Origin of the sequence: Paenarthrobacter nitroguajacolicus (assembly GCF_007786235.1) — a bacterium.
Taxonomy (GTDB): Bacteria; Actinomycetota; Actinomycetes; order Actinomycetales; family Micrococcaceae; genus Arthrobacter; species Arthrobacter nitroguajacolicus_A.
In genome coordinates this window covers 266224-292015 of sequence record NZ_VNFK01000004.1, presented here as the reverse complement: position 1 = coordinate 292015, position 25792 = coordinate 266224, and the positions used below count along the sequence as shown (strand labels likewise).

The 25792-nt window shown below is 63.0% G+C and carries 26 protein-coding genes and 1 tRNA gene; 16 read left to right on the top strand and 11 right to left on the bottom strand.

From position 1 onward, the window contains the following. Positions 1-42: 42 nt before the first annotated feature. Complete coding sequence (locus FQP90_RS07150; protein ID WP_144649029.1) at positions 43-801, bottom strand: LamB/YcsF family protein; 759 nt, start codon at positions 799-801, stop codon at positions 43-45. Between the two features lie 109 nt (positions 802-910). On the opposite strand from FQP90_RS07150, the gene FQP90_RS07145 reads away from it, so the two are divergent. After that, positions 911-1609, top strand: a complete 699-nt coding sequence (locus FQP90_RS07145) for a GntR family transcriptional regulator (protein WP_144649028.1) — start codon at positions 911-913, stop codon at positions 1607-1609. Here FQP90_RS07145 and FQP90_RS07140 read toward each other — a convergent pair whose 3' ends face one another. Next, on the bottom strand, positions 1610-2335 hold the full coding sequence (locus tag FQP90_RS07140) for a LysR family substrate-binding domain-containing protein (protein WP_144649027.1): 726 nt from the start codon (positions 2333-2335) through the stop codon (positions 1610-1612). It lies immediately after the preceding gene. Positions 2336-2368: 33 nt separating this feature from the next. Here FQP90_RS07140 and FQP90_RS07135 point away from each other — a divergent pair, with 33 nt between their 5' ends. Continuing rightward, positions 2369-2818, top strand: coding sequence for a DUF5997 family protein (locus FQP90_RS07135; RefSeq protein ID WP_144649026.1), 450 nt, complete (start codon positions 2369-2371; stop codon positions 2816-2818). A 72-nt stretch (positions 2819-2890) separates the two neighbouring features. Here the strand turns inward: FQP90_RS07135 and FQP90_RS07130 are convergent, their stop codons facing one another. After that, the gene (locus FQP90_RS07130; RefSeq protein WP_144649025.1) at positions 2891-3274 is read right to left on the bottom strand and encodes a VOC family protein; all 384 of its coding nucleotides are present in this window, start codon (positions 3272-3274) and stop codon (positions 2891-2893) included. 105 nt (positions 3275-3379) lie between these two features. Here FQP90_RS07130 and FQP90_RS07125 point away from each other — a divergent pair, with 105 nt between their 5' ends. Beyond that, positions 3380-3943, top strand: coding sequence for a hypothetical protein (locus FQP90_RS07125; RefSeq protein WP_144649024.1), 564 nt, complete (start codon positions 3380-3382; stop codon positions 3941-3943). 58 nt (positions 3944-4001) lie between these two features. Here the strand turns inward: FQP90_RS07125 and FQP90_RS07120 are convergent, their stop codons facing one another. The 3 genes from FQP90_RS07120 to FQP90_RS07110 form a co-directional block, all read right to left on the bottom strand. Beyond that, positions 4002-5513 (bottom strand): APC family permease, encoded by a 1512-nt coding sequence (locus FQP90_RS07120; RefSeq protein ID WP_144649023.1) that lies wholly within the window; start codon positions 5511-5513, stop codon positions 4002-4004. 23 nt (positions 5514-5536) lie between these two features. After that, positions 5537-6442, bottom strand: a complete 906-nt coding sequence (locus tag FQP90_RS07115) for a universal stress protein (RefSeq protein ID WP_144649022.1) — start codon at positions 6440-6442, stop codon at positions 5537-5539. An 83-nt stretch (positions 6443-6525) separates the two neighbouring features. After that, positions 6526-7953 (bottom strand): flavin monoamine oxidase family protein, encoded by a 1428-nt coding sequence (locus FQP90_RS07110; RefSeq protein ID WP_144649021.1) that lies wholly within the window; start codon positions 7951-7953, stop codon positions 6526-6528. Positions 7954-8008: 55 nt separating this feature from the next. Here FQP90_RS07110 and FQP90_RS07105 point away from each other — a divergent pair, with 55 nt between their 5' ends. Continuing rightward, positions 8009-8716, top strand: coding sequence for a TetR/AcrR family transcriptional regulator (locus tag FQP90_RS07105; RefSeq protein WP_144649020.1), 708 nt, complete (start codon positions 8009-8011; stop codon positions 8714-8716). Between the two features lie 45 nt (positions 8717-8761). On the opposite strand, the gene FQP90_RS23255 is transcribed toward FQP90_RS07105, so the two are convergent. Continuing rightward, positions 8762-8923 (bottom strand): hypothetical protein, encoded by a 162-nt coding sequence (locus tag FQP90_RS23255; RefSeq protein ID WP_167510416.1) that lies wholly within the window; start codon positions 8921-8923, stop codon positions 8762-8764. A gap of 174 nt (positions 8924-9097) precedes the next feature. Then, a complete protein-coding gene (locus FQP90_RS07100) occupies positions 9098-9571 on the bottom strand; it encodes a hypothetical protein (RefSeq protein WP_144649019.1) in 474 nt (157 codons plus the stop codon). A 145-nt stretch (positions 9572-9716) separates the two neighbouring features. On the opposite strand from FQP90_RS07100, the gene FQP90_RS07095 reads away from it, so the two are divergent. From FQP90_RS07095 to FQP90_RS07080, 4 genes are all read left to right on the top strand, one after another. Next, a complete protein-coding gene (locus tag FQP90_RS07095) occupies positions 9717-10934 on the top strand; it encodes a sensor histidine kinase (RefSeq protein ID WP_144649018.1) in 1218 nt (405 codons plus the stop codon). Further along, entirely contained in the window at positions 10931-11557 is a 627-nt protein-coding gene (locus tag FQP90_RS07090) for a response regulator transcription factor (RefSeq protein ID WP_144649017.1), read from the top strand. The genes FQP90_RS07095 and FQP90_RS07090 overlap by 4 nt, the downstream gene beginning before the upstream one ends. A gap of 179 nt (positions 11558-11736) precedes the next feature. Next, entirely contained in the window at positions 11737-12864 is a 1128-nt protein-coding gene (locus FQP90_RS07085; RefSeq protein ID WP_144649016.1) for an L-talarate/galactarate dehydratase, read from the top strand. A 10-nt stretch (positions 12865-12874) separates the two neighbouring features. Next, the gene (locus tag FQP90_RS07080) at positions 12875-13573 is read left to right on the top strand and encodes a FadR/GntR family transcriptional regulator (RefSeq protein WP_144649015.1); all 699 of its coding nucleotides are present in this window, start codon (positions 12875-12877) and stop codon (positions 13571-13573) included. A gap of 92 nt (positions 13574-13665) precedes the next feature. Here FQP90_RS07080 and FQP90_RS07075 read toward each other — a convergent pair. Beyond that, positions 13666-13748 (bottom strand) — tRNA-Leu (locus FQP90_RS07075). 374 nt (positions 13749-14122) lie between these two features. On the opposite strand from FQP90_RS07075, the gene FQP90_RS07070 reads away from it, so the two are divergent. Genes FQP90_RS07070 through pknB form a run of 7 tightly spaced genes read left to right on the top strand, consistent with a single transcriptional unit; the run spans position 14123 to position 23669 of the window. After that, entirely contained in the window at positions 14123-14872 is a 750-nt protein-coding gene (locus FQP90_RS07070; protein WP_144649014.1) for an FhaA domain-containing protein, read from the top strand. 5 nt (positions 14873-14877) lie between these two features. Then, a complete protein-coding gene (locus tag FQP90_RS07065) occupies positions 14878-15357 on the top strand; it encodes an FHA domain-containing protein FhaB/FipA (RefSeq protein WP_089597073.1) in 480 nt (159 codons plus the stop codon). Between the two features lie 4 nt (positions 15358-15361). Then, on the top strand, positions 15362-17041 hold the full coding sequence (locus FQP90_RS07060; RefSeq protein WP_144649013.1) for a PP2C family protein-serine/threonine phosphatase: 1680 nt from the start codon (positions 15362-15364) through the stop codon (positions 17039-17041). Beyond that, complete coding sequence (locus tag FQP90_RS07055) at positions 17038-18468, top strand: FtsW/RodA/SpoVE family cell cycle protein (RefSeq protein WP_144649012.1); 1431 nt, start codon at positions 17038-17040, stop codon at positions 18466-18468. Before FQP90_RS07060 ends, FQP90_RS07055 begins: the two co-directional genes overlap by 4 nt. Further along, complete coding sequence (locus FQP90_RS07050) at positions 18465-19922, top strand: penicillin-binding transpeptidase domain-containing protein (protein WP_144649011.1); 1458 nt, start codon at positions 18465-18467, stop codon at positions 19920-19922. The genes FQP90_RS07055 and FQP90_RS07050 overlap by 4 nt, the downstream gene beginning before the upstream one ends. Beyond that, positions 19919-21760: a protein kinase domain-containing protein gene (locus tag FQP90_RS07045; protein WP_144649010.1), complete on the top strand. Its 1842-nt coding sequence runs from the start codon at positions 19919-19921 to the stop codon at positions 21758-21760. Before FQP90_RS07050 ends, FQP90_RS07045 begins: the two co-directional genes overlap by 4 nt. Positions 21761-21770: 10 nt before the next feature. Continuing rightward, positions 21771-23669, top strand: a complete 1899-nt coding sequence (pknB, locus tag FQP90_RS07040; RefSeq protein ID WP_144649009.1) for a Stk1 family PASTA domain-containing Ser/Thr kinase — start codon at positions 21771-21773, stop codon at positions 23667-23669. 33 nt (positions 23670-23702) lie between these two features. On the opposite strand, the gene FQP90_RS07035 is transcribed toward pknB, so the two are convergent. Further along, positions 23703-24344, bottom strand: a complete 642-nt coding sequence (locus FQP90_RS07035) for an aminodeoxychorismate/anthranilate synthase component II (protein ID WP_144649008.1) — start codon at positions 24342-24344, stop codon at positions 23703-23705. 170 nt (positions 24345-24514) lie between these two features. Continuing rightward, positions 24515-25342, bottom strand: coding sequence for a class E sortase (locus FQP90_RS07030; protein ID WP_144649007.1), 828 nt, complete (start codon positions 25340-25342; stop codon positions 24515-24517). A gap of 157 nt (positions 25343-25499) precedes the next feature. Between FQP90_RS07030 and FQP90_RS07025 the strand changes: the two genes are divergently transcribed. Next, complete coding sequence (locus FQP90_RS07025; protein WP_144649006.1) at positions 25500-25754, top strand: cell division protein CrgA; 255 nt, start codon at positions 25500-25502, stop codon at positions 25752-25754. The last annotated feature ends 38 nt before the right edge of the window (positions 25755-25792 follow it).

Below are 25792 nucleotides of genomic sequence, written 5' to 3'. Positions count from 1 at the left end.
TCCTCCGGGGGGATGAGGGATGGTGCGGGGAGCCCGGGTGGGCTAGAGGAACGAGCCGATGCTGACGCCGGCGTCGCCCAGAGCGGACTTCACCGCGGTGGCCATTGCCACGGCTCCGGGTGAGTCACCATGTACGCAGATGCTTTCTGCGCGGATTTTCAGGATGGAACCGTCAATGGTCCTGACGGATTGTTCGGTAGCCATCCGAAGGACGTGTTCGGCCACTTCGGCGGGGTCATGCAGTACAGCGCCCGGCTGGGACCGCGAAACGAGCGTTCCGTCCGGGTTGTAGGCTCGGTCAGCGAACGCTTCGGATACGCCCCGAAGGCCGGCTTCCTCAGCGAGACGCAGGACTTTGGAGCCGGGGAGGCCGAGGATCGGAAGGTTGGGGTCAACCGATTTCACGGCGTCGACGACGGCACGGGCCTGGGCGGTGTGCTTCACGATTGCGTTGTAAAGGCCGCCGTGGGGCTTCACGTATTGAACCCGTGATCCCGTGGTGGCCGCCAGCGCTTGCAGCGCACCGATCTGATATACGACGTCGTCGGCCAGTTCCACGGGATCGATGTCCATGAAGCGGCGGCCGAATCCCGCGAGGTCGCGGTAGCCAACGTGGGCGCCAATCACGACGCCGGCCTGGACCGCCTTCGCACAGGTGCTTCGGATGACGCTGGGGTCGCCAGCGTGGAATCCACACGCAACGTTGGCGCTGGAGACGGACTCGAACATGGCGGCGTCATCGCCGAGTGTCCAGCGCCCGAATGACTCTCCGACGTCGCTGTTCAGATCGATGATTGCCATGATGTGATCCCTGCCTCGTGATGTGCGTTACATCCAGCATGCACCAATCCGCTGGATTGTTCAACAATCCAGCGATCCGAATCTTCGGCAATCGTGTACTTTTGGTGTCATGGCCAGTGCAGATCAGGAATCAAGCGAACCCGCTGGCTTTGATGGTGCACGGGCGCGGATGCGCCTGAGGGTGCCGTCCGTGGCTGAGCGTGTTGCCGAGGAACTGCGCTACCAACTGGCCGAAGGCTTCCTGGTCCCGGGTGCCAAACTCACCGAGGCCACCATTGCCGAGGACCTGGGCGTCTCCCGGAACACGGTCCGCGAAGCGTTCGCCGAACTTGCCGGCGAGAGGTTGCTCATCCGTCAACCCAACAGGGGCGTCTACGTCGCCACCTTGGAAGCGGGCGACATCCATGATGTCTACACAGTGCGCCGGGCCATCGAGGTCAGTTCCATCCGCGCCGGTGGGTCACCTGAGCGCATTGCCGCCGTCAGGGCCGCCGTCGAAGAGGGTAAACGCGCCGCGGCCGCCAACGACAATGAGGGACTTGGCAGCGCCAACCAGCATTTCCACGGCGCGATCGTTGCCCTCGCGGAAAGCGGCAGGCTGGACACGATCATGGCGCAAGTCCTGGCGGAGATGCGGCTGTACTTCCACAAGGCCACCATGAACGCCCACTTCTACAGCGACTGGCTCACGGAAAACGAGCAGATCTGCTCGGCACTGGAAGCCGGCGAATTGGAACGCGCCGGGGACCTGCTGCTGGCCTATCTCAACCGTTCAGAACAGCAACAAACCGCGATTCACGGTGCGTAGCTACCGTTTGCCCTTCTTGCGCGAGCCCTTGCCGCGTCCCTTGTCCGGGTTCGGGGCGTAGCGCTGTGCGACCGCGGGCTTCTTGGGGCCGCCACCACGGCGGTCAGGTTTGGGGGCTTTCTTGGGTTTCTCCTGCTGGGCGGATGGCTGGCGTGAGCTTTGCGCCGTGCGCCCCCGCACAATCCCGATGAATTCCTCAATCACCGGGCTGTCCGTTCCCACGGGCCACGCCAAACCGATCTGGGTGGTGGGAGCGCCGGTCAGCCGCCGCATGACGGTGTCCTTGACGTTCAGGTGCCGCGCAACAGACATAGGCAAGATTGCCAACCCAGCGCCCGATGCCACCACCTGGAGGGCCATGTCCGGCCCGCCCATCTCGTCAACATCCAGGAAGTTCTCCTCGGAGAGATCCTCGAGGGCCACTTCCTCGAACACCGAGATCTCGTGGCCCTTGGGCGCAACCACCACGGGCTGCTCTTCGTAGAGGGGAATGACGTTCAAGCCTTCACGGTCCACGGGCAACCGAACAAAGCTGAGGTCCGCGGAACCGTCACGCAGCACCGCAAGCTGCGCGCCGTCGTCGGACATGAACGCGTGCAACGGATAGTCGGGCATCCGCTCTTCCCACCGGCGGATCCATTTCCCAGGGGTCACACCCGCCACATAGGCGAAGCGGAGGCCGGGCAAGGGCTCGGTTGTTTCGGTGGATTCTTCAGCGGCTGGCACACACTCACAGTACCGGCCAGATACCCTTGAAGCATGACGTCCTCGAACTCCCAGTCCATGAAGCCGGCAACAGTTGCCAAGAAACTCGGCATCTACCTGCCCGCGACACCCCAGGAGTTCCAGGATTCGTCCATCTCCCGCGACGAATTCGCCGAACTCCAGGCCAACCCGCCGGAGTGGCTTGCCGAACTGCGTCGCAACGGCCCGCACCCGCGCCCGGTAGTCGCGCAGAAGCTGAACGTCTCCATCAGCGGCCTCGCCCGCGGCGGCGTTGAGGAAGCACTTACGACGGCGCAAATCACCGAGCTGCTGCAGGCTCCGCCGCAGTGGTTGGTCACCGAGCGCGCTACACACGCTGCTGTGCGTTCAGAGGCCCAGCGAGTCAAGGACGAAGCAGCCAAGAAGGCCGCAACGAAGGAAGCGAAGGACAACGCAGCCGCAAAGCGCGATGCCCCCAAGACTTCCAAGCGCGACCACGCGTAGCTTTCACTGAGCTGTGGCCGGGACCCTTGCGTCCCGGCCATAGCTGTTTAAGGCCACAGCTGTTTAAGTGGGTCAGTCCTGGTGAAGCTGGACGAAGTTGCCGCAACCGTCGTCGAAGACTGCGCTGACGCCGGAGGGATCTTCAGAAGGTTCACCTTGGAATTTCACGCCGGCAGCAAGCAGGCGCTCATACTCGGCCTGAACATCAGGAACACCGAAGGTGATGGCTGCCAAGCCGGACTCATGCAGGGCGTTCATGTAATTCGAAGCGATCGGGTTGTCGCTCGGTTCCAGCAGCAGCCCGGGGGAGCTGTTGTTGTCCGCCCCGGGGTCCTTGATGATGAACAGGTTGTACTCCGGCATGGCCATCAGGGTTTCGAAGCCCAGCGTCTCCGTATAGAACGCGTGAGCTGCTGCGGGGTCCTTAACGTGGATGCTGCACATTTTCAGTCTCATGCTGCCTAGGCTACGCCGAGGGTGCGACAGACCACCCCTCGCGTCCGCGCAAGCACTGGCGCATACTGAATTCAAAGCAGCGTGATGTCGCCTGGAGGTGGTCCGATGCCCGCCATGATGCTCCTGTGGGGTGTAGCTCTGGTTCTCGCAACCGCAGCAACCACGTTTGTCCTGCACAGGAAACTGACCTACGGCCGTGGCCCCGAGCCGGACGGGCTGTTTTGGGACGTTTTCGGGGGCTCGGTGGTGATTCTTCCCGCCATCCTGGTGCCCGCCGTGCATTGGCCTCCGGCCGGGCTCATCATGGTTTTCGTCGGCGGCGCCACCGTTGCAGGGACCTTGGCGAGCGTCCGCAAGGTGGAGCGGATCCACGCAGCCGAGCCCCGGCGTCGTGCAGGTTTTACGGACGATGCCGCCCGCCACAGCAGCATCCTTGAACAGTGGCGCCGCTATGAACTCGATCCGGCACAGACCATCGACTTCCCGGCCATGACGGATGTGAGGACTGTGGAAACTGCTGCGCTCAGCCGGGCCATGCGAGAGGCCGAATACTGCAAGGTGACAGCCGGCACCGACTATCGCGCCGCCGTCGAACGCCTCGCCGAGGCCCTCGCCGCAGCCGAGCGGGCAGCAGGCGTTCCAACCGCCGCCCTACCCGCGCCGAGATAGCATTTAATACCAATCCCAGCGAGCAACATCGTCATCAAATGGCATCTCGGCGCAGGAACTAGGCCCGGGTCAGAACCTTGCCCTTGAAGAACTCGGGCCGCAGCCGGTACATCACCAGCATGACCACCACACCCAGCAGGATCACGCCCATGCCCAGGATGAACACCAGGCCCACGCCTCCAACAGACGAGCCGGACCCGTACTCCGGATCCATTGAGTCCATGGCGGTCTTCACGAACATGACCAGCAGAATCACGCCACCAACGAGCGGTGCCAGGAACTTGAAGAAGAATCCCCTGGCTCCCCGGAAGGCCTCGGCCCGGAAGAACCAGACACAGGCCAGCGCGGTGATGCCGTAGTAGAAGCAGATCATCATGCCCAGCGCAGTGATGGTGTCCCACAGCGCATTTTCGGACACCGTCCGGGTTATCACGTAGAAGCCTGCGGCAGCGATGGCGGCGGCGATGGTCGCAAAGCTGGGCGACTTGTACGTGGGGCTGATCTTGCCGAACCTGGGCGAGATGGCCCGGTAGTGGCCCATGGCCAGCATGGTCCGGGCGGGCGACACGAAGGTGGACTGCAGGGACGCGGCGGAGCTGCTCAGGATGGCCAGCGACATGAGGATCGCAAACGGACCCATCACCGGCCCGGCCAGGACAGCGAAAATGCTGGACTGGTTCTCCGGGTTGCCGGCACCCAAACCGGTCTCGCCGACGCCAGCGAAGGACAGGGTGGCCAACGCGACGGTCATGTAGATGATCACGATGACCAGCACGGTGATGGTCGCAGCGCGGCCCGGGGTCTTCTCCGGATTCTTGGTTTCCTCGTTCATGGTCAGGGTGACGTCCCACCCCCAGTAAATGAAGATCGAGAGTGACACACCCGCGGCGAATGACGAGAACGAATCCACGGCGAAGGGGTTGAACCAGTCCGGCGAAATCGTGGTGGCATCGAAGGCCGTTCCATTCGCTACATGAGCAAAGGCTGAGACCGCGAACCAGCCTAGAACCAGCAATTGGAAGGCCACCAGCACATACTGGACGCCCTTGGTGGTCTCCATTCCGCGGTAGGAAATCCAACAAGCCAGGGCTATGAAGACCAGCGTGGTGGCGATGTTCAACGGCAAGATCTTGCTGAGCTCACCCAATTCCGGGTTACTGAAAATCTGCGCGAGCATCAGGTAGAAGAAGTCCACCGCCACAGCCGCCAGGTTGGACAACACAATAATGGTGGCCGCGATCAATCCCCAGCCACCCATCCACCCGATCCACGGACCAAAGGCGCGGGTGGCCCACGTGAAGGAAGTCCCGGCGTCGGGCATTGCGTTATTCAGTTCGCGGTAGCCGAGTGCCACAAGCAACATGGGGATGAAGCCCACCAGGAAGATGGCTGGCAGGTGCACGCCGACTTCGGACACGGTGGGGCCCAAGGCGGCGGTCAGCGTATAGGCGGGAGCGATGCAGGAAACGCCGATCACGACGGCGCCGATCAGGCCCACCGATCCGGCTTTCAGTCCCTTTTCACTCAGGGACGTCTCTTTCGACTGGACCGTCTTTGGTGCAGTTGACATGGGTTTTGCCTCTCAGGCGATTGCTAGGAGCTTTGTCGCGTGTAGTCGCGGGGTACCACGGTCATGGGAACGGGGAGGGCACGCAGAATCCGGTTGGCGGTGGTGCCCAGGAAAGTGGCCCGCTGCTGGGCCAGGCGGCTGGAGCCGATCAGCAGGATTTCGCCGTCTTCCCAGTCGAGTCGGTCAACGGCTTCCTCGATGGTGCGGCCCTGGGCGACGACGATCTCGGGTTCGGGCACGGAGCCGTCCACCTCACCGGAACCGCCCGCTTCACCGGAGCGGTCCCCCTCAGTGGAACCTCCGACGGCGGCAAGCCGGTCGGCGGCATGCACCCAGGCGGCGTCGGCCAACCCAGGCGAGTTACCGCCGTCGAGCGCCAACAGGGAGACGAGCCGCAGCGGAAGGCCCCGGTCGCGCGCGGACTCCACAGCGACGTCGAGCAGTTGGTCAGCGCCCGGGCGCGTCCCAAAACCGCAGCTCAAGCGGGTAATCGGCTCGGTGCGGTGGTACCCGTGCGGTGCCAACGCGACTGGAACGGGTGACGAGTGGAGCAGCGAACTTGCCACGGATCCAATGGTGAAGCGCTTAAAGAGGCCGCTGTTGGTGGCGCCGATGACCAATGCCGCAGCGTCGAATTCCACGGCCGCATCGATCAACGTTTGGGCTTCGGAGTCACCGCGGCGGATGTGGGCGCGGGCGGTGACGTCGTCCGGAACCAGGGCCAGGCCCTCATCCAGCCAGCGCTGCGCCTGCTCGTTAAGGATGTCGTTGTACCCGGCTTCGGGTGGGTAGACAGCGTTGAACGGGGAGTCTTCGGGGATCACCAGGACCAGGTCCAGGCTGACATCGTGGTTCCGGGCCAGCGCGACGGCAAGGTGGACGGCGTCGTGCCCCCTGGCGTTGGCGGTGTAGCCCACTACGTAGCGCATGGTGGTCCTTTCGGTGCTTAAACAGTGGAGCCGGCAGGCCGGGGATGATGCTCCCCCGGCCTGCCGGTGTGGTGCGGAATACCTTAGGCGACGGGCAACGCGCTCAGCTTGTTGGCTTCGACAATGTGGGCGGCGGTTGCCTGGCCCATGCGGACCGCGCCATCCACGTGCTGGTAACCCTCGGCTGCAAGGTCGGACGAGGACCAGTAGATCGGCCCAACGTTCGCGTGCTGGTCCTTGCCATAGCGGTGCAGGCCACCGAGGTCATAGCTGGAAGCGTACGCGCCGCGGGTCCACTCTTCGGAGCCCCAGTCGGACTCGTAGTAGACCTCGGGCGTGAGGGCCTTGTCTCCCAGGAAGCCGGCGATCGATTCCAGGATGGCCTTCTTGCGGTCTTCGGCGCTGAGCTCGAACACGGCGTCGGCCTTTTCGTCGGACACGAAGCCCACCAAGGTGCCGCGGGAATCGCCGTGGTTGGTGTTGTCGTAGACCTCCTGGACCAGCGCGCCTGCGCTGAAACCGGTGCCGGAGAGTCCTTCTTCGCGCCAGAACGGCGTGTCGTAGACAGCGTGGACCTTGATGACCAGGCCCAGGGACTGGTGCTGGTGCATCTGGTGCTGGCGGCGCGGCAGCGGCGGGTCGAACGAAACGCGCGAGTACAGGTTCGGCGGGACGGCCATGATCACGAAGCGGGCGTTGACGGTTGCCTGCTCGGACACGACGGTCACGTTGTTGTCGTCCCACTTGATGGTGCGAACCGGGCTGTTAAGGACGACGTCGGCACCCAGCTCAGCTGCCTGCAGCAGCGAAACCTGCTGCATACCGCCGATCACGCGCTTGTCCAGGATGAAGTCTTCGTCAGTCAGGTGGCTGAAGGACCCAGCAGAGGCGGCCATGAGGACTGCCTGCAGTGCGGAGAAGGCGTGGGCGGGCTTGGTGAGCATGCCACCGGCGATGAAGAGGCCGATGTTGTTGCAGGCTTCCTGGTCGCTGGAGTTCTGGCGAAGCCAGTGGTGGAAGGAGATGGTGTCCAACTCACGTGCCTTGGGGTGTGCCCAGGGCTCGGTGGGGCCGATCTCCGCAGCAAGCTCATCCAGGATGGCTACGAGCTTGTCCATCTCGGCCTTGGTGGTCTGGTTCACCGGGAAGGTGTCACCGGTGTACTGCGTGCGCTTTCCATCTGCGCCGATGTAGACGGATTCGCCTTCGCGGTAGCGCGAGTACATTTTGAGGCCGAGCTCGTCCAGAAGCTCCATCAGTGCCGTCTGGTCGGGGGAAACCCACTGGCCGCCGATCTCCAACATGGCGCCGTCGATGGTGTCGGTCCAGGTGCGGCCGCCCACGCGGTCGCGTGCTTCGAGCACTGCGACGCTGAGTCCGGCCTTCTTCAACTCACGTGCCGCCGTCAGCCCTGACGGCCCGGCACCGACGATCACAACGTCGCGATCAAGATTCTGCATGATGTCCTCTCCGTGGCCGTCCGTGGTGGCTGACCAATAAATGAATGCCATTCATTTATATCCATAGTAGCGTCGTAGTCCGCAGCTGTGAAGGCCCGATGGAATAATGCTGGGGACACAGGCAGCAGAAAGGCCTCCGATGCCCGCACCCACGCCCGCTCCTTCCGCTCTTCCCGCGCGCCGCCGTGCCGGACGACCGACGGCGGCGATTCTGGACCAGGACGGCATCACGACGGCGGCCCTCGAGTTGATCAGCAACAAAGGCTACGACGGACTCACCATGGCGGCCTTGGCCCGCTCCCTCGGCGTCGCACCGTCTGCCCTGTACAACCACGTGGCCTCCAAGGATGACGTGTTGCTGCTGGTGGAGGACCATTTGGCGGCGATGGTGGATGTCTCCGCCTTCGGGGTGGAGCCGTGGGATGCTGCCGTGCGTCGCTGGGCGTGGTCCTACCGGGACGTATTCTCGGAGCATACGCCGCTGATCCCCGTGATTGCAGTACTTCCAGTGGCAAATGCGCCGAAGACCCTGGCCATGTACGAGGCCGTGACCGCCGGCTTCCGCGACGCCGGCTTCCCGGAAGAGAAAATCATCTCGGCGATCGTTGCCTTGGAAGCGTTTGTGTTTGGTGCCGCTTACGACGTCACCGCACCTGAGGACATTTTCGACGCCGGCAACCTCGCTGAGCAGGTCCCCAACTTCACGGCTGCCGTAGACCGTTTGGCCCTGGAACGGCATGCACGGCCCACCGACGTTGCCTTCAGTTTGGGTCTGGAGGCGCTGATCACGGGGTTCGGGGCGCTACGGGGGTAGGTGTCCCTGATCCAATGGTCCCTGTCAGAGGCTGAGATGGCGGACCTAAGTCATCGCGGTGATTTCCGGACCACCTTGACCCGATGCCATTGATAGCGGGTTGTCTGCGATGACGCCGGTACCAAGCTGGGTGGTTCTGATTTCACGGGCTGCGGGGAACGGTTGGCAGAACTTCACGGCCATCACCGCCAGGAAATGCGATTCCAAGGGGCAGATAGTACCGCCAATGACATGGACATTAGCGGCGGAGCCACCTCCATGCCCGCGATGCCGGGAGGCACGCGGGTGTTCGGATAGCGCTCACCTACTGACGGGGGTTGGCCGAAGCTCAACGATCCTGCACCAGCCCGGTGGTCGCCGACGACCACCGGGCCAGCAGTCCTAGCGGACAAGTGAAACACCCAATGTAGCCAGGACCCCGAACGCTGTTCCCCAGATGACTATTGAAATGATCTGCCAAAGAATGACCGCGTTCTTGGAGGCCCCGAAGGAGATCATGGCAACCGACGTGATCTGGCTGGGCAGGATTGTTGGACCGATCAGGCTTACACCCGCCACGCCGAACTTATCGAAGGTGGCGCGCAATTTGGCGCGGCGCGGGGTGATCTCCTTGGAGGGCCTGCCAGCCGCCACTTTGCTGCGCACACGGTGCGCGGCAAAAACGAAGACGAGCAGCGAGAGGACATTTCCCACAACTGCCGCAGCTATGGCCACCGCGGGATGCACGCCGGCCAACACTCCCACCACAGCACCGAAGTAGGAATCAACAAACGGGATGGCGGCGATCAGCAACACCCCCAGCCACGTCAGCATTGACGGCAGGGAGGAAGTGAAATCTTGCAAGGACTCAATCATCAGGGGCTCTCTTCATGGATGGGTGATGTTGACAATCCAATCCTTCAGCGAGCCAAGCGGTCCGTGTAGTGAGCTCCTGTCACTGCTTCATGAGCCGATTCACCAGCGGAACCATGACAAATGTCATTGCCCTACACTGGGCGTCATGTCCGCAGCCACCGCCCCCGAGGTATTGCAGCCCACTACCCGCCCGGGTCGGAGCGTGCACACTACTTGGACGTACACCTTGGGTTGCATGGTGTTTATCCTCGTGGTCCTCGACTTCATGCTGGTTGTCCTGGCGCTGGAACCGGCAAAAGCCCGGTTCGACGCCGTTGCGGGGCTTCTTCTCATCAGCTTGGTCTGTGCGGTGGCCACCCAGATTCGCTACTGCTGGTTCCTGCGGGCAGGGCTCAGCGGAGGCTTTCCACCCATTGCCTGGACATTGGCACTGGTTATCCCCTCTGCTGCGGTTTGGATAGTGGGCCTGTTTACCAACGCCCATGTCCTCATGTGGAGCCTGCCGTTATGGCTGGCCGCCTGCCTGATCGCTTGCTTGCTTCCCAACCGCCAACGGCTGGCCGTCCTGGCCGCGGGCCTCGCACTGACTCTCCTGCATCCGATCACCTACCTGATCCTGCATGGCCAGAGCTATGCCTTCCCGGAAGAGCCAGGTCTTCGCATGCTCATCAGCTATGCGGCAACCATGCCCGTGGTCCTGCTCAGCAGCCTATGGTGGTGGCGCATAGTGGTGGAATTGGACAGGCACCGGCTCATGGCAGGGGAATTGGCCGTTGCCCAGGAGCGGCTCCGCTTTGCCGCCGACCTGCACGACATCCAGGGGCACCACCTTCAGGTGATTGCCTTGAAATCTGAGCTTGCCGAACGTCTCCTAACCATCGACGCCGAGGCCGCCCGCGGTCACATCCACGATTCGCGGCTGATCGCCAAACAGGCACTCGAGGAAACGCGTTCCCTGGTTTCCGGCTACCGCGGCACAGTCCTCAAGAATGAGCTTGAGAACGCCCGCGAAGTACTGTCGGCCGCAGGAGCGCAATGCGAACTCACCATTGATCCCGTCCCTGAAAATCCTGACGCTCACAAGGCGTTGGCCATGGCGGTCCGCGAGGCCACCACCAACATCCTCAGGCACAGCAACGCAACCTTGGCTTCCATCACCCTGGCGGCCTCCGCAAACGGCTGCATCCTCACGGTCAGCAACAATGGGGTTACCAGTGAGGCAACCGGCAGCCGAACACCCGGCAACGGCCTTGCCGGCCTCCGTGAGCGGATCTCGGCATTGGGCGGCAACCTCGAAACAACCACTAACGCCGGATTCTTTGAGCTTCAGGCTTCGGTCCCGTCCAAAGGAAACGCACAGTGAACAACCCTGACGGCCCGCAGAACATTCGTTTGCTGATTGCCGACGATGAACATCTCATACGCGGCGCTTTGGAAGCGCTCCTGGGGTTGGAACCGGATATCGAGGTGGTTGCCAGCGCCGACAACGGTGTGACCGCAGCAGAGTTGGCCTTGGAAGTACGGCCGGATATCTGCCTCCTGGATCTGGAAATGCCCCGGATGGACGGAGTCGAAGCAGCTGCCCGGATCCTGTCCACGGTCAAGACGCGCGTGATCATCGTCACGCGTCATGCCCGGCCCGGGGTGTTGCGCAGGGCCTTGGCCTCGAAGGTCTCGGGCTTCGTCCCGAAATCAACCCCCGCCGAAGATCTGGCCGACGTTATCCGTGACGTCGCGGCAGGCAAGCGTTACATCGATCCCGAAATAGCCGCGACGGCCCTGGCCGCCGAGCGCTGCCCGCTCACTGACCGCGAGTTGGACGCCTTGAGGTACAGCCGGTCGACCTCCAGCGTCTCGCAGGTAGCCGAACAGTTGCGGCTCGCCCCTGGTACCGTACGCAATTACTTGTCCTCCGCCATGATGAAACTTGGCGCGGTATCCCGGCACGACGCCGCCGAAAAGGCTTGGCAACAGGGGTGGATCTAGCGATTGTCGCGCCCGATCAGCCCGCCTCCTGAAACGCCGTTCACGCGAACGGAACGGACCGCCCGAGTTTCAGCCGCCGTTCCTTGCACTCTTCACAATAACTTCAAACCCTTGTAGTACAAGTTTGAAACTTGTATCCTAAGTGGCAGGCAAGGACGCCCCGCCCCATTAGGAGAACCATGAGCACCGTAGATCTCATTCGCCACGTCAAGCTGTCCACGGCACGTTTGCCCCTCACCGTACCCATCAGCGATGCCAAAGTCTTCACCGGCAGGCAGAAGCCCATGACGGAAGTGGTGTTCCTCTTCGCCGAGATCACCACGGAGCAGGGCCACAGCGGCCTGGGCTTCAGCTACTCCAAGCGCGCCGGCGGGCCGGCCCAGTACGCCCACGCCAAGGAAGTCGCCGAAGGCATCATCGGTGAGGATCCCAACGACATCGGCAAGATCTACACCAAGCTCCTCTGGGCCGGCGCCTCGGTGGGCCGCTCGGGTGTGGCAACCCAGGCTCTCGCCGCGATCGACATTGCGCTCTACGACCTCAAGGCCAAGCGCGCCGGACTCCCCCTGGCCAAGCTCCTGGGTTCCTACCGCGACTCCGTCCAGACCTACAACACCTCCGGCGGCTTCCTCAACGCCACCTTGGACGAGGTCAAGGAGCGCGCCACGCAATCCCTCGACGACGGCATCGGCGGCATCAAGATCAAGGTTGGCCTGCCCGACTCCAAGGAAGACCTGCGCCGTGTGGCCGGAGTCCGTGAGCACATCGGCTGGGACGTCCCGCTCATGGTGGACGCCAACCAACAGTGGGACAGGGCCACAGCGCTGCGCATGGGGCGCCAACTCGAGGAATTCAACCTCATCTGGATCGAAGAACCTCTGGATGCCTACGATTTCGAGGGCCACGCACATCTGGCACAGGTCCTGGACACGCCCATCGCCACCGGTGAAATGCTCGCGTCCGTCGCAGAACACAAGGGCCTCATCAACGCCAACAGCTGCGACATCATCCAGCCCGATGCCCCCCGCGTCGGCGGTATCACCCAATTCCTGCGCCTCGCCGCCTTGGCGGATGAAAGAGGCCTTGGCCTGGCTCCGCACTTCGCCATGGAAATCCACCTCCACTTGGCCGCCGCCTACCCGCGCGAGCCGTGGGTGGAGCACTTCGACTGGCTGGACCCGCTGTTCGAGGAGCGCCTGGAAACCAAGAACGGCCGCATGATCGTTCCGGACCGCCCCGGACTGGGCGTCACCCTGAGCGAGCAGGCCCGTGCCTGGACCACCGAATCCGTGGAGTTCGGCGCGTAATCTTGAATCCATGAGCCGAAACCTGACCGCGGATCTTGCCGCCGACCTTCGCAACCGCATCGTCGACGGCGTCATCCAGCCAGGTGAGAAGCTCCCCAGCGAAAACACCCTCATCAGCGAGTTTGGGGTGAGCCGGACAGTCGTCCGCTCCGCCCTGACCCACCTGCAGGCCGAGGGACTAGTGGAAACCGAACGTGGGCGGGGCAGCTTTGCGCTGACTCCGCCCGCGGAAGGCCCCTCGCCCGCGCCTGGAACGCGAGCCGTTTCCAGCATGGCAGAGCGGCTTCAGATGCTCGACTTCCGCATCGGCGTCGAAACCGAAGCCGCCGCTTTAGCCGCGCGGAACCACACTGAACGCCAACTTAAGGCCGCGCATGGCGCCTTGGAGCAATTCATTGCGAGCTCGGGCCACCCTGCCCACTCCATGAAGGCGGACTTCGAGTTCCACCGCGCAGTTGCAGCCGCCACCGGCAATCCTTTTTATACGGACTGCATCTCCGCCCTGGGCCAAACCATGATCACCATGCCGCGCCCGCGTCTTGTGGCCGGTGATGAGCAAAACTCCCGCGAACGCTTCGAGCAAGTGGTGCACGAGCATTCCTCTATATACGAAGCAATCGCAGAGGGCGACCAAGTGGCTGCCGCAGCAGCCATGCGCCTGCACTTGAGCAACTCACGACGCCGGTTCGCGGCTTCAGCACGCGGCTGACGGTTCCGCGCGTCCCACCAAGAATCAAACACGCATCCCTCCGGGAAAAACAAAAGAGCCCCGATCCTAAGACCGGGGCTCTTTCGATTGCGTGCGCGAGGGGGGATTTGAACCCCCACACCCTTTCGGATACTGGCACCTGAAGCCAGCGCGTCTGCCGTTCCGCCACTCGCGCGCAACTTCTTTTTCCGGACTTCAGCTGGTCTCCCAGCTTCGTTTCCTTCAAAAGCAGCGAGATCAAGCATAACGGACATCCCCGGCAAAACACCAATCGAGTGGTAGTGGCCCCCGTGGACGGTGCCGAAAGACGCCCAACAGAGCTTGAACTCCATGGAAATTTCTCGCCCCCACTCCCGCGTCAGCAAGGGCCGGGATCGAACTTTTCCGGGTCGCAAGGCGTTGTGGATTAAGGCCATTCCCAGTCAGTCCCAGTAGTATCGGGAAGTGGAAGGGCCGTCAGGCGCGTACTTCGCCGTGTGCACAGACGGACAGATGGACGGACTATCGGACAGGCACAACGGGTGCCGCGGCAAGGAAAGGAGAAGGACCATGGGTTTGCTGGACAAAGTCGAACGTGGCATTGAAAAAGCCGTCCGCAACGTCTTCTCCACGGGGTCGCGGGCGCGTGTTGAGCCAGTGGAGATCGCAAGCAAGCTGAGGCGGGAACTGGACAACAAGTCCATCACCATCGCCGCCGGCCGCACACTTGCACCCAACGTTTTCGATGTCCTCCTCAGTGACGAAGACTTCGCCCGGGCCCAGGAATGGGGAACTCCCCTGGCCGAGGAACTCTGCGACGTCGTCATCCAGCACGTCCGAAGCCAGGGCTACACGCTCCAGGGCGCGGTAAGGATCTCGTTCCGTCGAAATGACGAAGAACGCGCCGGCCACTTTGAAATCGCTTCCCGGACCGAGAAATCGTCCGACGACGCAGCTCCGGCTCCGCAAGCTCCCCGGGCCCACGTGCCGGCAGCTCCGGCACGGCAGCCCACCCGCCTCCAACCTGTTTTGGACATCGGAGGCCAGCGCTATTCCCTCAACGCCCAGTCCGTGGTGCTGGGTCGCTCCTCGGAAGCCGACATCCTGGTGGATGACACGGGCGTCTCCCGGAAGCACCTTGAGATTCGCACTCAGAACGGCAGCACGTGGGCCGTTGACATGGGCTCCACCAATGGCAGCTACGTCAACGGACATAAGGTAAACGGCAGCGTGGAGCTCACAGACGGCTCAACCATCACGATGGGACGTACCAAGATCATTTTCCGCCTCCTCCCCCAAACCCCGGGTGGCCACGCGTGAACGACATCAGCGAGCTGACCATCACAGCGCTGCGTTTCGGGTTCCTCCTTCTGCTGTGGGTCCTGATCTTCAGCATCGTGTCCACCATGCGCCGCGATTTCCAGATCGGCCGCAAGGCAGTGACCGGAGTTCCCACGGCACGCGAAGTCCGCAAGCACCCCGAATTGGCCGCGTCTCCGCCGCCGGCAATCCAACATGCGCGCACCCTGGTGGTCACCGAGGGCCCACTCAAGGGCACTACTGTTCCCTTGGCAGCAAGCCCCATCTTGCTCGGCCGGGCACAGGAAGCCACCCTTGTCCTGGAAGACGATTACGCTTCCGGCCGGCACGCCCGCCTGTTCCCGCAGGGCAGCCGATGGTTCATCGAGGACCTCGGCTCCACCAACGGCACCTACTTGGCCGATCAACAGCTCACCCGCGCTTTGCCGGTTGAGCTTGGCGTCCCCGTGAGAATCGGCAAGACGGTCATTGAATTGAGGCCGTAGCCCAATGGCCTCCCCCGAGACCCCCGAAGGCAAGGAAACGCCCGCGGAGCGCCCCCTCATCATGCGCTACGCTGCGCGCTCCGACGTCGGCCGGATCCGCTCCAAGAATGACGACTCCGCATACGTGGGCCGCCATCTTGCAGTCGTGGCCGACGGCATGGGCGGTCACGCCGGCGGCGACGTCGCCTCAGCTTCAACGGTCCTGGACATGATCCACCTGGATCACGACGATTATCCGGACGGCGCCGAGACGGTCCTGGCCGACGAGATCCAGACTGCCAATTCGCTCCTTTCAGAGCTGGTCCACCAGAATCCCAAGCTTTCCGGAATGGGAACCACGGTCACCGCCCTGCTCCTTGAAGACCGCAAACTCCACTTTGCGCACATCGGCGACTCCCGCGCGTACCGCCTGCGAAACAAAAAATTCGAGCAAGTCAGCGTGGACCACACGTTCGTACAGCGCCTTATTGACGAAGGCCGTCTCCGCCCCGAAGAAGCCGAGACCCACCCCCATAAGAACGTCCTGATGCGAGTCCTCGGCGACGTCGACGCCAGCCCTGAACTGGACTTGGACGTTCTCGACGTCGAACCCGGCGAACGCTGGCTGCTGTGCTCCGATGGCCTCAACTACGTAGCGGGCCACGTCGTGGAGCGCATGGTCCGCGAGACCAAGGACCTGCGCGAGTGCGCAGAGATCCTCGTGGACCTCACGCTGGAAGCCGGGGCCCCGGACAACGTCACCGTGGTGATGGTGGAGATAGCAGAAGAAACCGACGACGACGTCAACACGGCCGCCGTCGACGTCGTTCCGGCCGCGATGCTTGCCGCCGTGGACGAGCCTGAAGCTGTTACCGCCTCCAAGTCCGCAGAAGGTCCTTCGGCGACCAAAACGGCAGACGACACCCAACCGGGTCCGCAGGCCACGCCCGACGGAGGATCCTCGTTCAGCGCCGGCGATCCAACTGCGCCAAAGAACGAATCCCCCGATGCGCCTGAGTCTTCGAACGGGTCCAGTGAGCCTCCTGCCACTACCGACCCGCATCTCGGTGAGCACCTGTCTGCCGAGGTCCTGCGCGAAGAACTCGCAAGCCGGCCCCATGAACTCGTGGGGGCCGCGGCCACCGCAGCCGAATCAGGTTCCATTCCCACAGTCGCAGGACGCACTGTCGCTCGTCGGGCCGCCACTGTCCTGACCCACAAGGCTGAGCAGGATCGTCTTGAAGCCGAGGAACCGCCACGTCGCCGTGTCCGCTGGCTCATGCCGGCGGTCGCTGCCGTCGTAGTCCTTGGCGTCGTGGTGGGCCTGTGGCTCGGCTATGCCTGGACGCAGACGCGCTACTACGTGGGCGAGTTCGATCAGCGTGTTGCCATTTTCAACGGCATTTCGCAGCGGCTTGGGCCTATCCAGCTTTCCAGGCTCGAAGCCGTTACCGACGTCAGGGTGGACTCATTGCCGGAATACGGCCAGCAGAGCGTGCGCCAGACCGTCCCCGCAGGCGACCTCGACGACGCCCAGCGGATTGTGGAAAACCTGAAGAACACCGGCAGTGCCTCCGCCAACTGCCCCACGACAAGCGCTACCCCAACGCCGTCCCCCACCACCAGCGTGCCCGTGCCCAGCACAGCGGCCGTCGCTACCCCCAGCCCTTCGCCCGTCCCGACTCTCTGTGAGGCGGCCAAATGATCCAGACTGAGACAACTCCCAAGCCCCGCCGGAACGTAGAGCTGGTGCTCATCGTCTTGGCCTTGGCCGTAGGAATCGGCGCCAGCGCCTTGGTGAGCATCAACTCCGAGTCCGGCCTGGACAATGACTTCTGGTTCCAGTCGAGCTTGCTCGCGGTAGCAGCGTTCGCGTTCCACATTGTCCTCAGGCTTCGGGCGAAGTATGCCGATCCGGTAATACTTCCTATCGTCGTGGCCCTGAACGGGCTCGGCCTTGCCCTGATCCACCGGATGGACGGCCCCGGCGACGACACTGGCAACAACCAACTCCGTTGGACGTTGATTGCCATGGCTGTCTCGATTGCCGTGATTTGGTTCCTCAAGGACCACCGAATCCTGCGCCGGTTTACGTACATCTCGCTGGCGGCAAGTGCTTTCCTTCTGCTTCTCCCCTTGATTCCGGGTATCTCCGCTGGTGAGATCCTGGGTGCGCGGGTTTGGATCCGCGTGGGTCCAATGACCTTCCAACCGGGCGAAATTGCGAAGATCACGCTGGCAATCTTCTTCGCCGGGTATCTTTCCTCCAACCGGGACCTGATTCTCTTGGCCGGCCGCAAGATCGGCCCCATGCAGTTCCCGAGGTTCAAGGACCTCGGGCCCATGATCACCGCATGGTTGGTGAGCATCGGCGTGCTCGTCTTCCAGCGCGACCTCGGATCCTCCATCCTCTTCTTCGGCCTGTTCATCGTGATGATTTACGTGGCCACCAGCCGTATCTCCTGGGTGGTTATCGGCCTGCTGCTGATCCTGGGCGGTGGCTTCATTGCCGCCCAGATCTTCTCCCACGTCGCGTTCCGCATCGACAGTTGGATCAATGCGTTCACCCCGGAGGTCTTCGGCAGGTCCCCAGGCGGCAGTGGGCAAATCGTCGAGGGCCTGTTCGGCATGGCGGACGGTGGCCTGGTGGGCACCGGACTTGGCCAAGGCAGGCCCGACCTGGTTCCTTTCGCCAACAGCGACATGATCGTGGCCCTCATCGGCGAAGAACTGGGCCTGATCGGGCTCTTCGCCGTGGTGATGCTCTACCTGTTGCTCTTCACCCGTGGCTTCCGTGCGGCTCTGGGAACCCGTGACGCTTTTGGCAAGCTCCTGGCGTGTGGCTTGTCCTTCGCCATCGCGCTCCAGTGCTTTGTGGTTATTGGCGGCGTCACCCGGCTCATCCCGTTGACCGGCCTCACCACGCCGTTCCTGGCTGCCGGGGGATCATCTCTCCTGGCCAACTGGATCATCGTTGGCCTTCTGCTCATGATCTCCAACACGGCACGTGGTCCCGTAGACACCACTCCCATGGTCAATAAACCACCAGCAACCAGCAGCAATCCTGGCGCACCGAAACCTGTCACAGCACAAACCCCCAGCGCACCCACGGAGGCGGTGAAGCAACAATGAATCAGGCAATTCGCAGCAGCTGGATAGCTGCCGTCGCCATGTTCGCGTTGATCTTCGGCGCCATCAGCTACGTGCAGGTCATTGGCGCCGATGACCTCAACGCCAACCCCTGGAACCAGCGGGCCATCCTGGCGTCGTTCTGCAACGAGCGGGGATCGATCATCGTCGGTGGCAAGCCAATCGCGGAATCAGTCCCCGGAACAGAGTCCTGCGCCTTCCAGCGGCAGTACAACCAGCCGGAGCTATATGCAGGCGTCACCGGATATTTCTCCAAGTTCTTCGGTTCCACCGGCTTGGAGCAATCGATGGGGGAAACCCTTGCTGGCAACTCGGACCAACTATTCCTGGATCGCATGAGCCAAATGTTCCTGGGCAACGAGCCCAAGGGCGCCTCCGTGGAACTGACCTTGGACCCTGCCATCCAGCAACTGGCCTTCGACCTCATTCCCGACGGGCAGCGCGGATCCATTGTGGTCACCAATCCCAAGACTGGTGCCATCCTCGCCATGGCTTCAAAGCCGTCCTATGATCCCAATCTGATCGCCTCCCATGATCGCGCCACGGCCGATGCCAATTACACCGAGTTGAACCAAATTCCCGGCATCAACCTGAACCAAAACGTCAGTGGCCCCACCGGCAACCTGTTGTCGCCCGGTTCAGTCTTCAAGCTCGTTGATACGGCTGCTGCCCTGAACTCGGGCAAGTACAACAAGGACAGCGAACTGCCGAACCCCAGCAGCCTGCCCCTTCCCGGTTCCAGTGCGAGCCTGCCCAACTACGCTGGCGGAAACTGCAACGTCCGCGAAACGGCCACGTTCGTGTTTGCCTTGGAGCAGTCCTGCAACACACCGTTCGCCAGTATCGCCCTTGATCTGGGCCAGGATGCCATTCGGGAACAGGCGGAGAAGTTCGGCTTCGGCGATAACTTCGGCGATCAACTCAAGCTCCAAATGGCTCCCAGCATCTTCCCCAAGGATCTGGACCAGGCTCAACTGGCGCAGTCCTCGGTGGGCCAACGCGACGTCAAGGCAACCCCGCTGCAAATCAACCTCATGACAGCGGCCATCGCCAATGGTGGAGTTCAGATGAAGCCGAGCCTGGTGAAGGCCGTCCGCGCTCCGGACCTTCGCGTCATCAGCGAATCCAAGCCCGAATCCCTCCGCACCAGCACCACGGCCCCCATCGCAAGCCAGATCACCGAGTGGATGACCAGCGCGGTGGACAACGGCATTGCCAACGGTGCTGCCGTTCCGGGCGTCAAGGTGGCCGGCAAGACCGGTACCGCCGAGCTCGGAGATTCAGGTTTGAACAACTCATGGTTTACCGGGTTCGCCCCGGCAAACGACCCGCAAGTAGCCGTCACCATCGTCATGGAAGGTGTGGATGTGCTCAGCGGTGCCAAGCTAACCAGTCCGAACGCAAAGAAGATTTTTGAGGCGGTGTTGAATAAGTGAGGCCTACTTCGGGAATCACACTCGGCGGCAGGTTCCAGCTGACCAGTCGCATTGCGATTGGCGGCATGGGCGAGGTCTGGAAGGCCAAGGACCAGATCCTGGGCCGGATCGTTGCCATTAAGGTGCTCAAGGAGGAATACACGGGGGACCCCGGCTTCCTCCAGCGCTTCCGTGCCGAGGCGCGCCACACCGCCCTCCTGAACCACGTGGGCATCGCCAATGTCTTCGACTACGGCGAAGAAGCCGGTTCTGCTTACTTGGTCATGGAGCTCGTCCCGGGACACCCGCTCAGCGGCATCCTTGAGCGCGAGCAGGTGCTGTCGCCGGATATGACGCTTTCCATCATCGCGCAGACGGCCAGGGCCCTTGCCGTGGCTCACGCCCAGGGTTTGGTCCACCGCGACATCAAGCCGGGCAACCTGCTGATCACGCCGGACAACCGCGTCAAAGTCACGGACTTCGGCATTGCCCGCCTTGCGGACCAGGTGCCGCTGACGCAGACCGGTCAAGTCATGGGCACCGCCCAGTACTTGGCTCCTGAGCAGGCAACAGGCCAAACCGCCACGGGTTCCTCAGACATCTATTCCTTGGGCGTCATCGGCTACGAATGCCTCACCGGCCACCGTCCTTTCTCCGGCGAATCGCAGATTGCCATTGCCCTCGCGCAGGTCAACGACGCCCCGCCGCCCCTTCCGGAGACGCTGCCCACCCCCGTGCGCGCGCTCTTGATGTCCATGCTGGCCAAGGACCCCAAGAACCGTCCGGCCAATGCCATCAAGTTGGCAGAAGCTGCCGAAGCCATCCGCAACGGCGACATTGCCACGGCGCACGCCGCCGTACCCGGCATGCTGTTGTTCGAATCCACCACGGGACCCATCACGGCGCCGGTGGACACCGCAACGGCCCCCACCGGCGTCGTTACCTCTCCTTACGGCAAGGAACAGTCGACGACGGCGACCTCCGCCCTTCCGGTGCTCGGCGCCGGTGCAGCCGGGGCTGCTTTGGGAGCCGCAGCGGCATCTTCGGACAACCCGTTGACCCGTGCCAACGCCTTGGAGGCTGAGCGGCAGCTGAACGACGAGGAAGAAGTCGTCTACAGCGACGACGAAAACTTCGACGACGCCGAGCCGGAACGCAAGAAGCGCAGTCCCTGGACCTGGCCCCTTGTCGCCCTGATCCTGCTGGTCCTGTTCGCGCTGGTTGGTTTCCTGATCTCGCAGTCGGGATTCTTCTCGCCGAACCCTGGTCCCACGGAGACGACGTCCACCAGCCCCAGCCGGAGCGCCAGCCCGACGGCGACATCGCAGTCAGCGACTCCCACCCAGACGCAGACCTCCGAGGCTCCGTCTCCTACGCAGACCACTCCGGAAAAGATCAATGTCATCCCCGAGCAGTTCCTGGGAAGGCCGTTTAACCAGGTCAGCGCAGAACTTCGTGCTGCGGGCTTGGGTGTAGACGGCCAGGAAGTGTTCGATGCGTCGGCCCCCGGAACAGTCATCAACCTCAATCCCACAGGTGCCGTGGATCCCGGGACTACCATCACAGTCCAGTACTCCAAGGGCCCTGAGCTCGTGGCCGTGCCAAACATCGGCGTAGGTGCCAACGAATCACAGGTTCGGGCAGCTATCGAAGGCGCCGGGCTGCGTTGGGTGGCAGGGGATCCCGTGAACGGCGCCGTTGGCCAGCAGCCGGGCACGTTCGTCCGCTCTTCGCCTGCTGCAGGAACGCAGGTGGAAGCAGGCTCCACCGTGACCTACTTCCTGTCCAGGAACGTCGTTCCCACCAACCCCGGTTCCTCGAGCGCCAGCCCCAGCGGCACCGGCAGCCCGAACAACTAATTAATCCGCCATGTCTACGCCACGACCCGGTCCCGCGCATCGAGAGGAGAGCACACCTGTGTCTTCACAGCGCATCCTCAATGCTCGCTACGAACTCGGTGAGTTGATCGGTCGTGGCGGCATGGCGGACGTCTACCGCGGAACGGACACGCTCCTGGGCCGGACCATCGCCGTCAAGGTCCTGCGTGCGGACCTGGCACGCGATCCGCAGTTTCAGGCCCGTTTTAAACGGGAGGCCCAGGCCGTTGCGGCGTTGAACCATCCCTCCATCGTGGCGATCTTCGATACCGGCGAATATTCCGTCCCCGGAGGTCCCGGAGAGGACGTGCGGGTTCCGTACATCGTCATGGAGTTCGTGTCCGGACGTACCCTGCGCGACATGATCAAAGCGAACGAGCTGGGCGTCGAGGATTCCATTGGGTACACACTCGGGGTCCTGGCCGCCCTGGAGTACAGCCACCGGGCCGGAATCGTGCACCGCGACATCAAGCCGGCCAACGTCATGGTCTGTGCCGACACCGGCGAGGTCAAGGTCATGGACTTTGGCATAGCGCGTGCCATGGCGGATTCTGCTGCCACCATGACGCAGACGCAGGCCGTGGTGGGTACCGCGCAGTACCTTTCACCGGAGCAGGCCCGTGGCGAAACCGTGGACGCCCGCAGCGACCTCTATTCGGCAGGATGCCTCCTGTATGAGTTGCTGACCAGCCGGCCACCGTTCATCGGGGACAGCCCCGTTTCTGTTGCCTATCAGCATGTCCGTGAAATTCCGGACATGCCCAGTGCGCACAACCCCGAAGTCTCCGAAGCGTTGGATTCCGTCCTGGCCAAGGCCCTGCAGAAGAACCGAACGGACCGTTTCCAGGACGCCGCTTCTTTCCGCCGCGCCTTGCGCGCCGCCAGCAACGGCATCCCTGTCCCGGCATTGCCGGCCAGCGAGGCTCCTACCGACCCGAACGACCTCGTGGACACGGAAGACCCGGCAACCCAGCTACTGAGCGCCACCGCTGTGGGATTCCTCGATGCCGACCAGTTCAGGGACCACCCGGCCGAGCAAGTCCAGGAAGAGCCCCTTCCCCTGGGCCTCCCGCCGGAGAGCGAGCGGACAGCAGGCCAAAAGTCCCGCCGTCGTGCATGGGCAGCAACACTGGTGATCTTCACGCTCTTGGTGCTCGCCGGCGGTGGATTCTGGCTGTACAGCCTCATGAACATGCAGCCGCCGCCCCCGGCCAAGATCGCCGTCCCGGTGGTGGCCAACATGTCCGAATCCCAGGCCATCCAGGAAATCTACTCGGCCAAGCTGGTGCCGAAAACGGTTCGGGAGCCCAGCGATTCGGTCGCCAAGGACATGACGATCGGAACCGCACCCAGTGCCGGCTCAATGCTGGACCGGGACGCCGAGGTCATCCTCAAGATTTCCAGCGGCCCCAGCTCGATCACCATACCCGCAGATATCGTGGGTCGGACGGAGCCGGACGCTCGTGATGCCCTGCGCAGGCTCGGGATTACCGGCGATATCGTGACCGTCCGGACACACAGCCCCACTGTTCCTGTGGGACTGGTGATCAATACCGGACCCGCACCAGGCGGCCCCATTGCGGCTTCCTCCAAGGTTGAACTGCAGGTTTCCTCGGGCAAAGTACTCATGCCGCAGCTGATTGGGCTCCCGTTGGCCGAAGCGGAAGCCACGCTCAAGGCCAACGGACTGGTCATGGCGGTGGTGGAGCAGGAGAACTCCCAGGTGGCACCGGGCACGGTCACTGCCCAGAGCGAGACCTTCAACACCGAGGTGGATCAGGGCAAGTCGGTCACAGTGACGGTGGCGAAGGCTCCGGTAGTCCCCACGCCTACGCCGACCCCCACGGACAAGGACAAGCCGTCCCCGAAGCCGACGGAAACCAAGAAATAGCTGTCGGACCGCGGCGGTGCCAGCCTCCCTCAGCTACTGCTTGATGAGCGGGCTCAGCTTGGAAGCGCGTTCGGCGGCGCCGGTCATTCCGAGGGATTCCAGCCAGTTGCCGAGCATCTGGTAGCCGCCTTCAGTGAGCACCGATTCCGGGTGGAACTGGACACCGCAGAGGGGAGCGGTCTTGTGCTGCAACCCCATCACCACGCCGTTGGTGGTCTCGGCCGTGATTTCCAGGACGTCCGGGATGGAGTCGCGGACCGCTGCGAGCGAGTGGTAGCGAGTTGCCGTCACGGGCGAGGGAAGACCGGCGAACACGCTCTTGCCTTCATGCCGCACCGGAGAGGTCTTGCCGTGCATGAGCTCCGGGGCGTGAGTGACCACGCCACCGTAGGCCTCGGCGAGGGCTTGGTGCCCCAGGCAGACGCCAAACATCGGCTTGCTGTTGTCACCACACCATTTGATGAGTTCGATGCAGACGCCGGCTTCGGCGGGCGTGCCGGGACCGGGGGACACCAGGACTCCGTCGCGGGTTGCTGCGAGTTCGGTGGCCTCTGCGAGCGTCACGTCGTCGTTGCGGACCACGGTCGTTTCCGCGCCGAGCTCCTGAAGGTATCCCACCAGGGTGTAGACGAAGCTGTCGTAGTTATCCACTACCAGGATTTTTGTTGTGCTCATGGTTGCTGCACTAAACCAATCGTCGAGTCAGTCAATGTGGTGAATTGGGAGAACCAGGGGAAGAGAAACTCCACCATCAGTACCAGGGCTACGCCCACCAGTACCAAGCATGTCAGGATTCGCACCCAGAGGGGGCCGGGCAAGTTGCGGAAGATCCACGCGTACATCCGTTACCCCTTTCCGTTTGCTTGGGCTACTTGGGCGGCGATTTCCGACGGCGGTCCGGCCGAGGCGGGTTGCCAACTTTCCAACAGGGAGTAGGCGATGATGCGTTCCTGCGCCCCGAATCGGGGGTTGCAACTGGTCATGGTGAGGATGCTCTCCTGGGGTGCGGCTCCCGCTTGGGTGGGAACCGGCAACAAAACATCCGTGCGCTCGGGCAGGACGATCTGGTTGTTGCGGAAAACGTAGGTGTAGTAGCCGTCCGCCGTCTGGACGTAGATCTTGTCTCCGGGAACCAACGTGTGGATGTTGTCCAGCACGGCGCCATGGGTTTGCCTGTGGCCGGCAACTGCGAAGTTGCCGACGGCTCCCGGCATGCTGGTGCTGCCGTAGTGGCCCAGGCCGAGTGTGTCCAAGACGCCGGAGTCGGTGCCCTCGATGATGGGACGGGTGTAGTCCGCGCCGAACCGGGGAACGTACATGATCCCGATCATCCCGCCGTAGCCCGGAGCTGTACCCACAACGGGCACGCCGTAGTCCACCGAAACGTCCGGTGCTGCGGGTTCCAACGGGCCGTTGAAATCCTGGGCAAAGCTCTTGATGGCTTCGGTCTGCTTGGCATCGGCTTCCACGTTGGTCCACCACAGTTCCCAGCCCACGAAGAGCAGCAGGACAACGCCTGCAGTAATGAGGAGTTCGCCCAGGATCTGGCTGATTTTGCGGATGACGTCCGAGGCTCGGAGCGGCCTGCCCGGACCCTGTTGCTGGCCTCTGCCGGCGGACGGCGCGGCTGAAGCCGCCGTCGTCTGCTGGTGCGCCACGGGGTCTCCTCGTATCGGGCACGGACGGCGCGGGCGGACCCCGAGTTGCGGCTAGACTTGACAGCTAGAACCAACCCGGAACGCCGCGTGGCCGTTAACCGCTGGAATTTTCCTTCCTGCAGGATATCAAGGCTGACAGGAACGGGTATTAACCAACAGCCAAGGAGGATCCGTGCCCGAGTCCAAGCCCCGCAAGCGGCCTGCCCGTCAGGCCCAGCAGACTTCCGCAGCACAGCAGTACAAGCCCAACCCGGTTTGGTACAAGGCAGTCATGTTTGGCCTGATGATCATCGGCCTGATTTGGATCATCACGTTCTACATCACCGAGGGCCAATTCCCCGTCCGCGACTGGGCCTCCTGGAACATCGTGGCAGGCTTCGGCATCGCGATTGTCGGCTTCCTCATGACCACTCGCTGGCGCTCCTAGGAATTCCGCACCTCACATTTCCGTGCCCTAGGACGTCT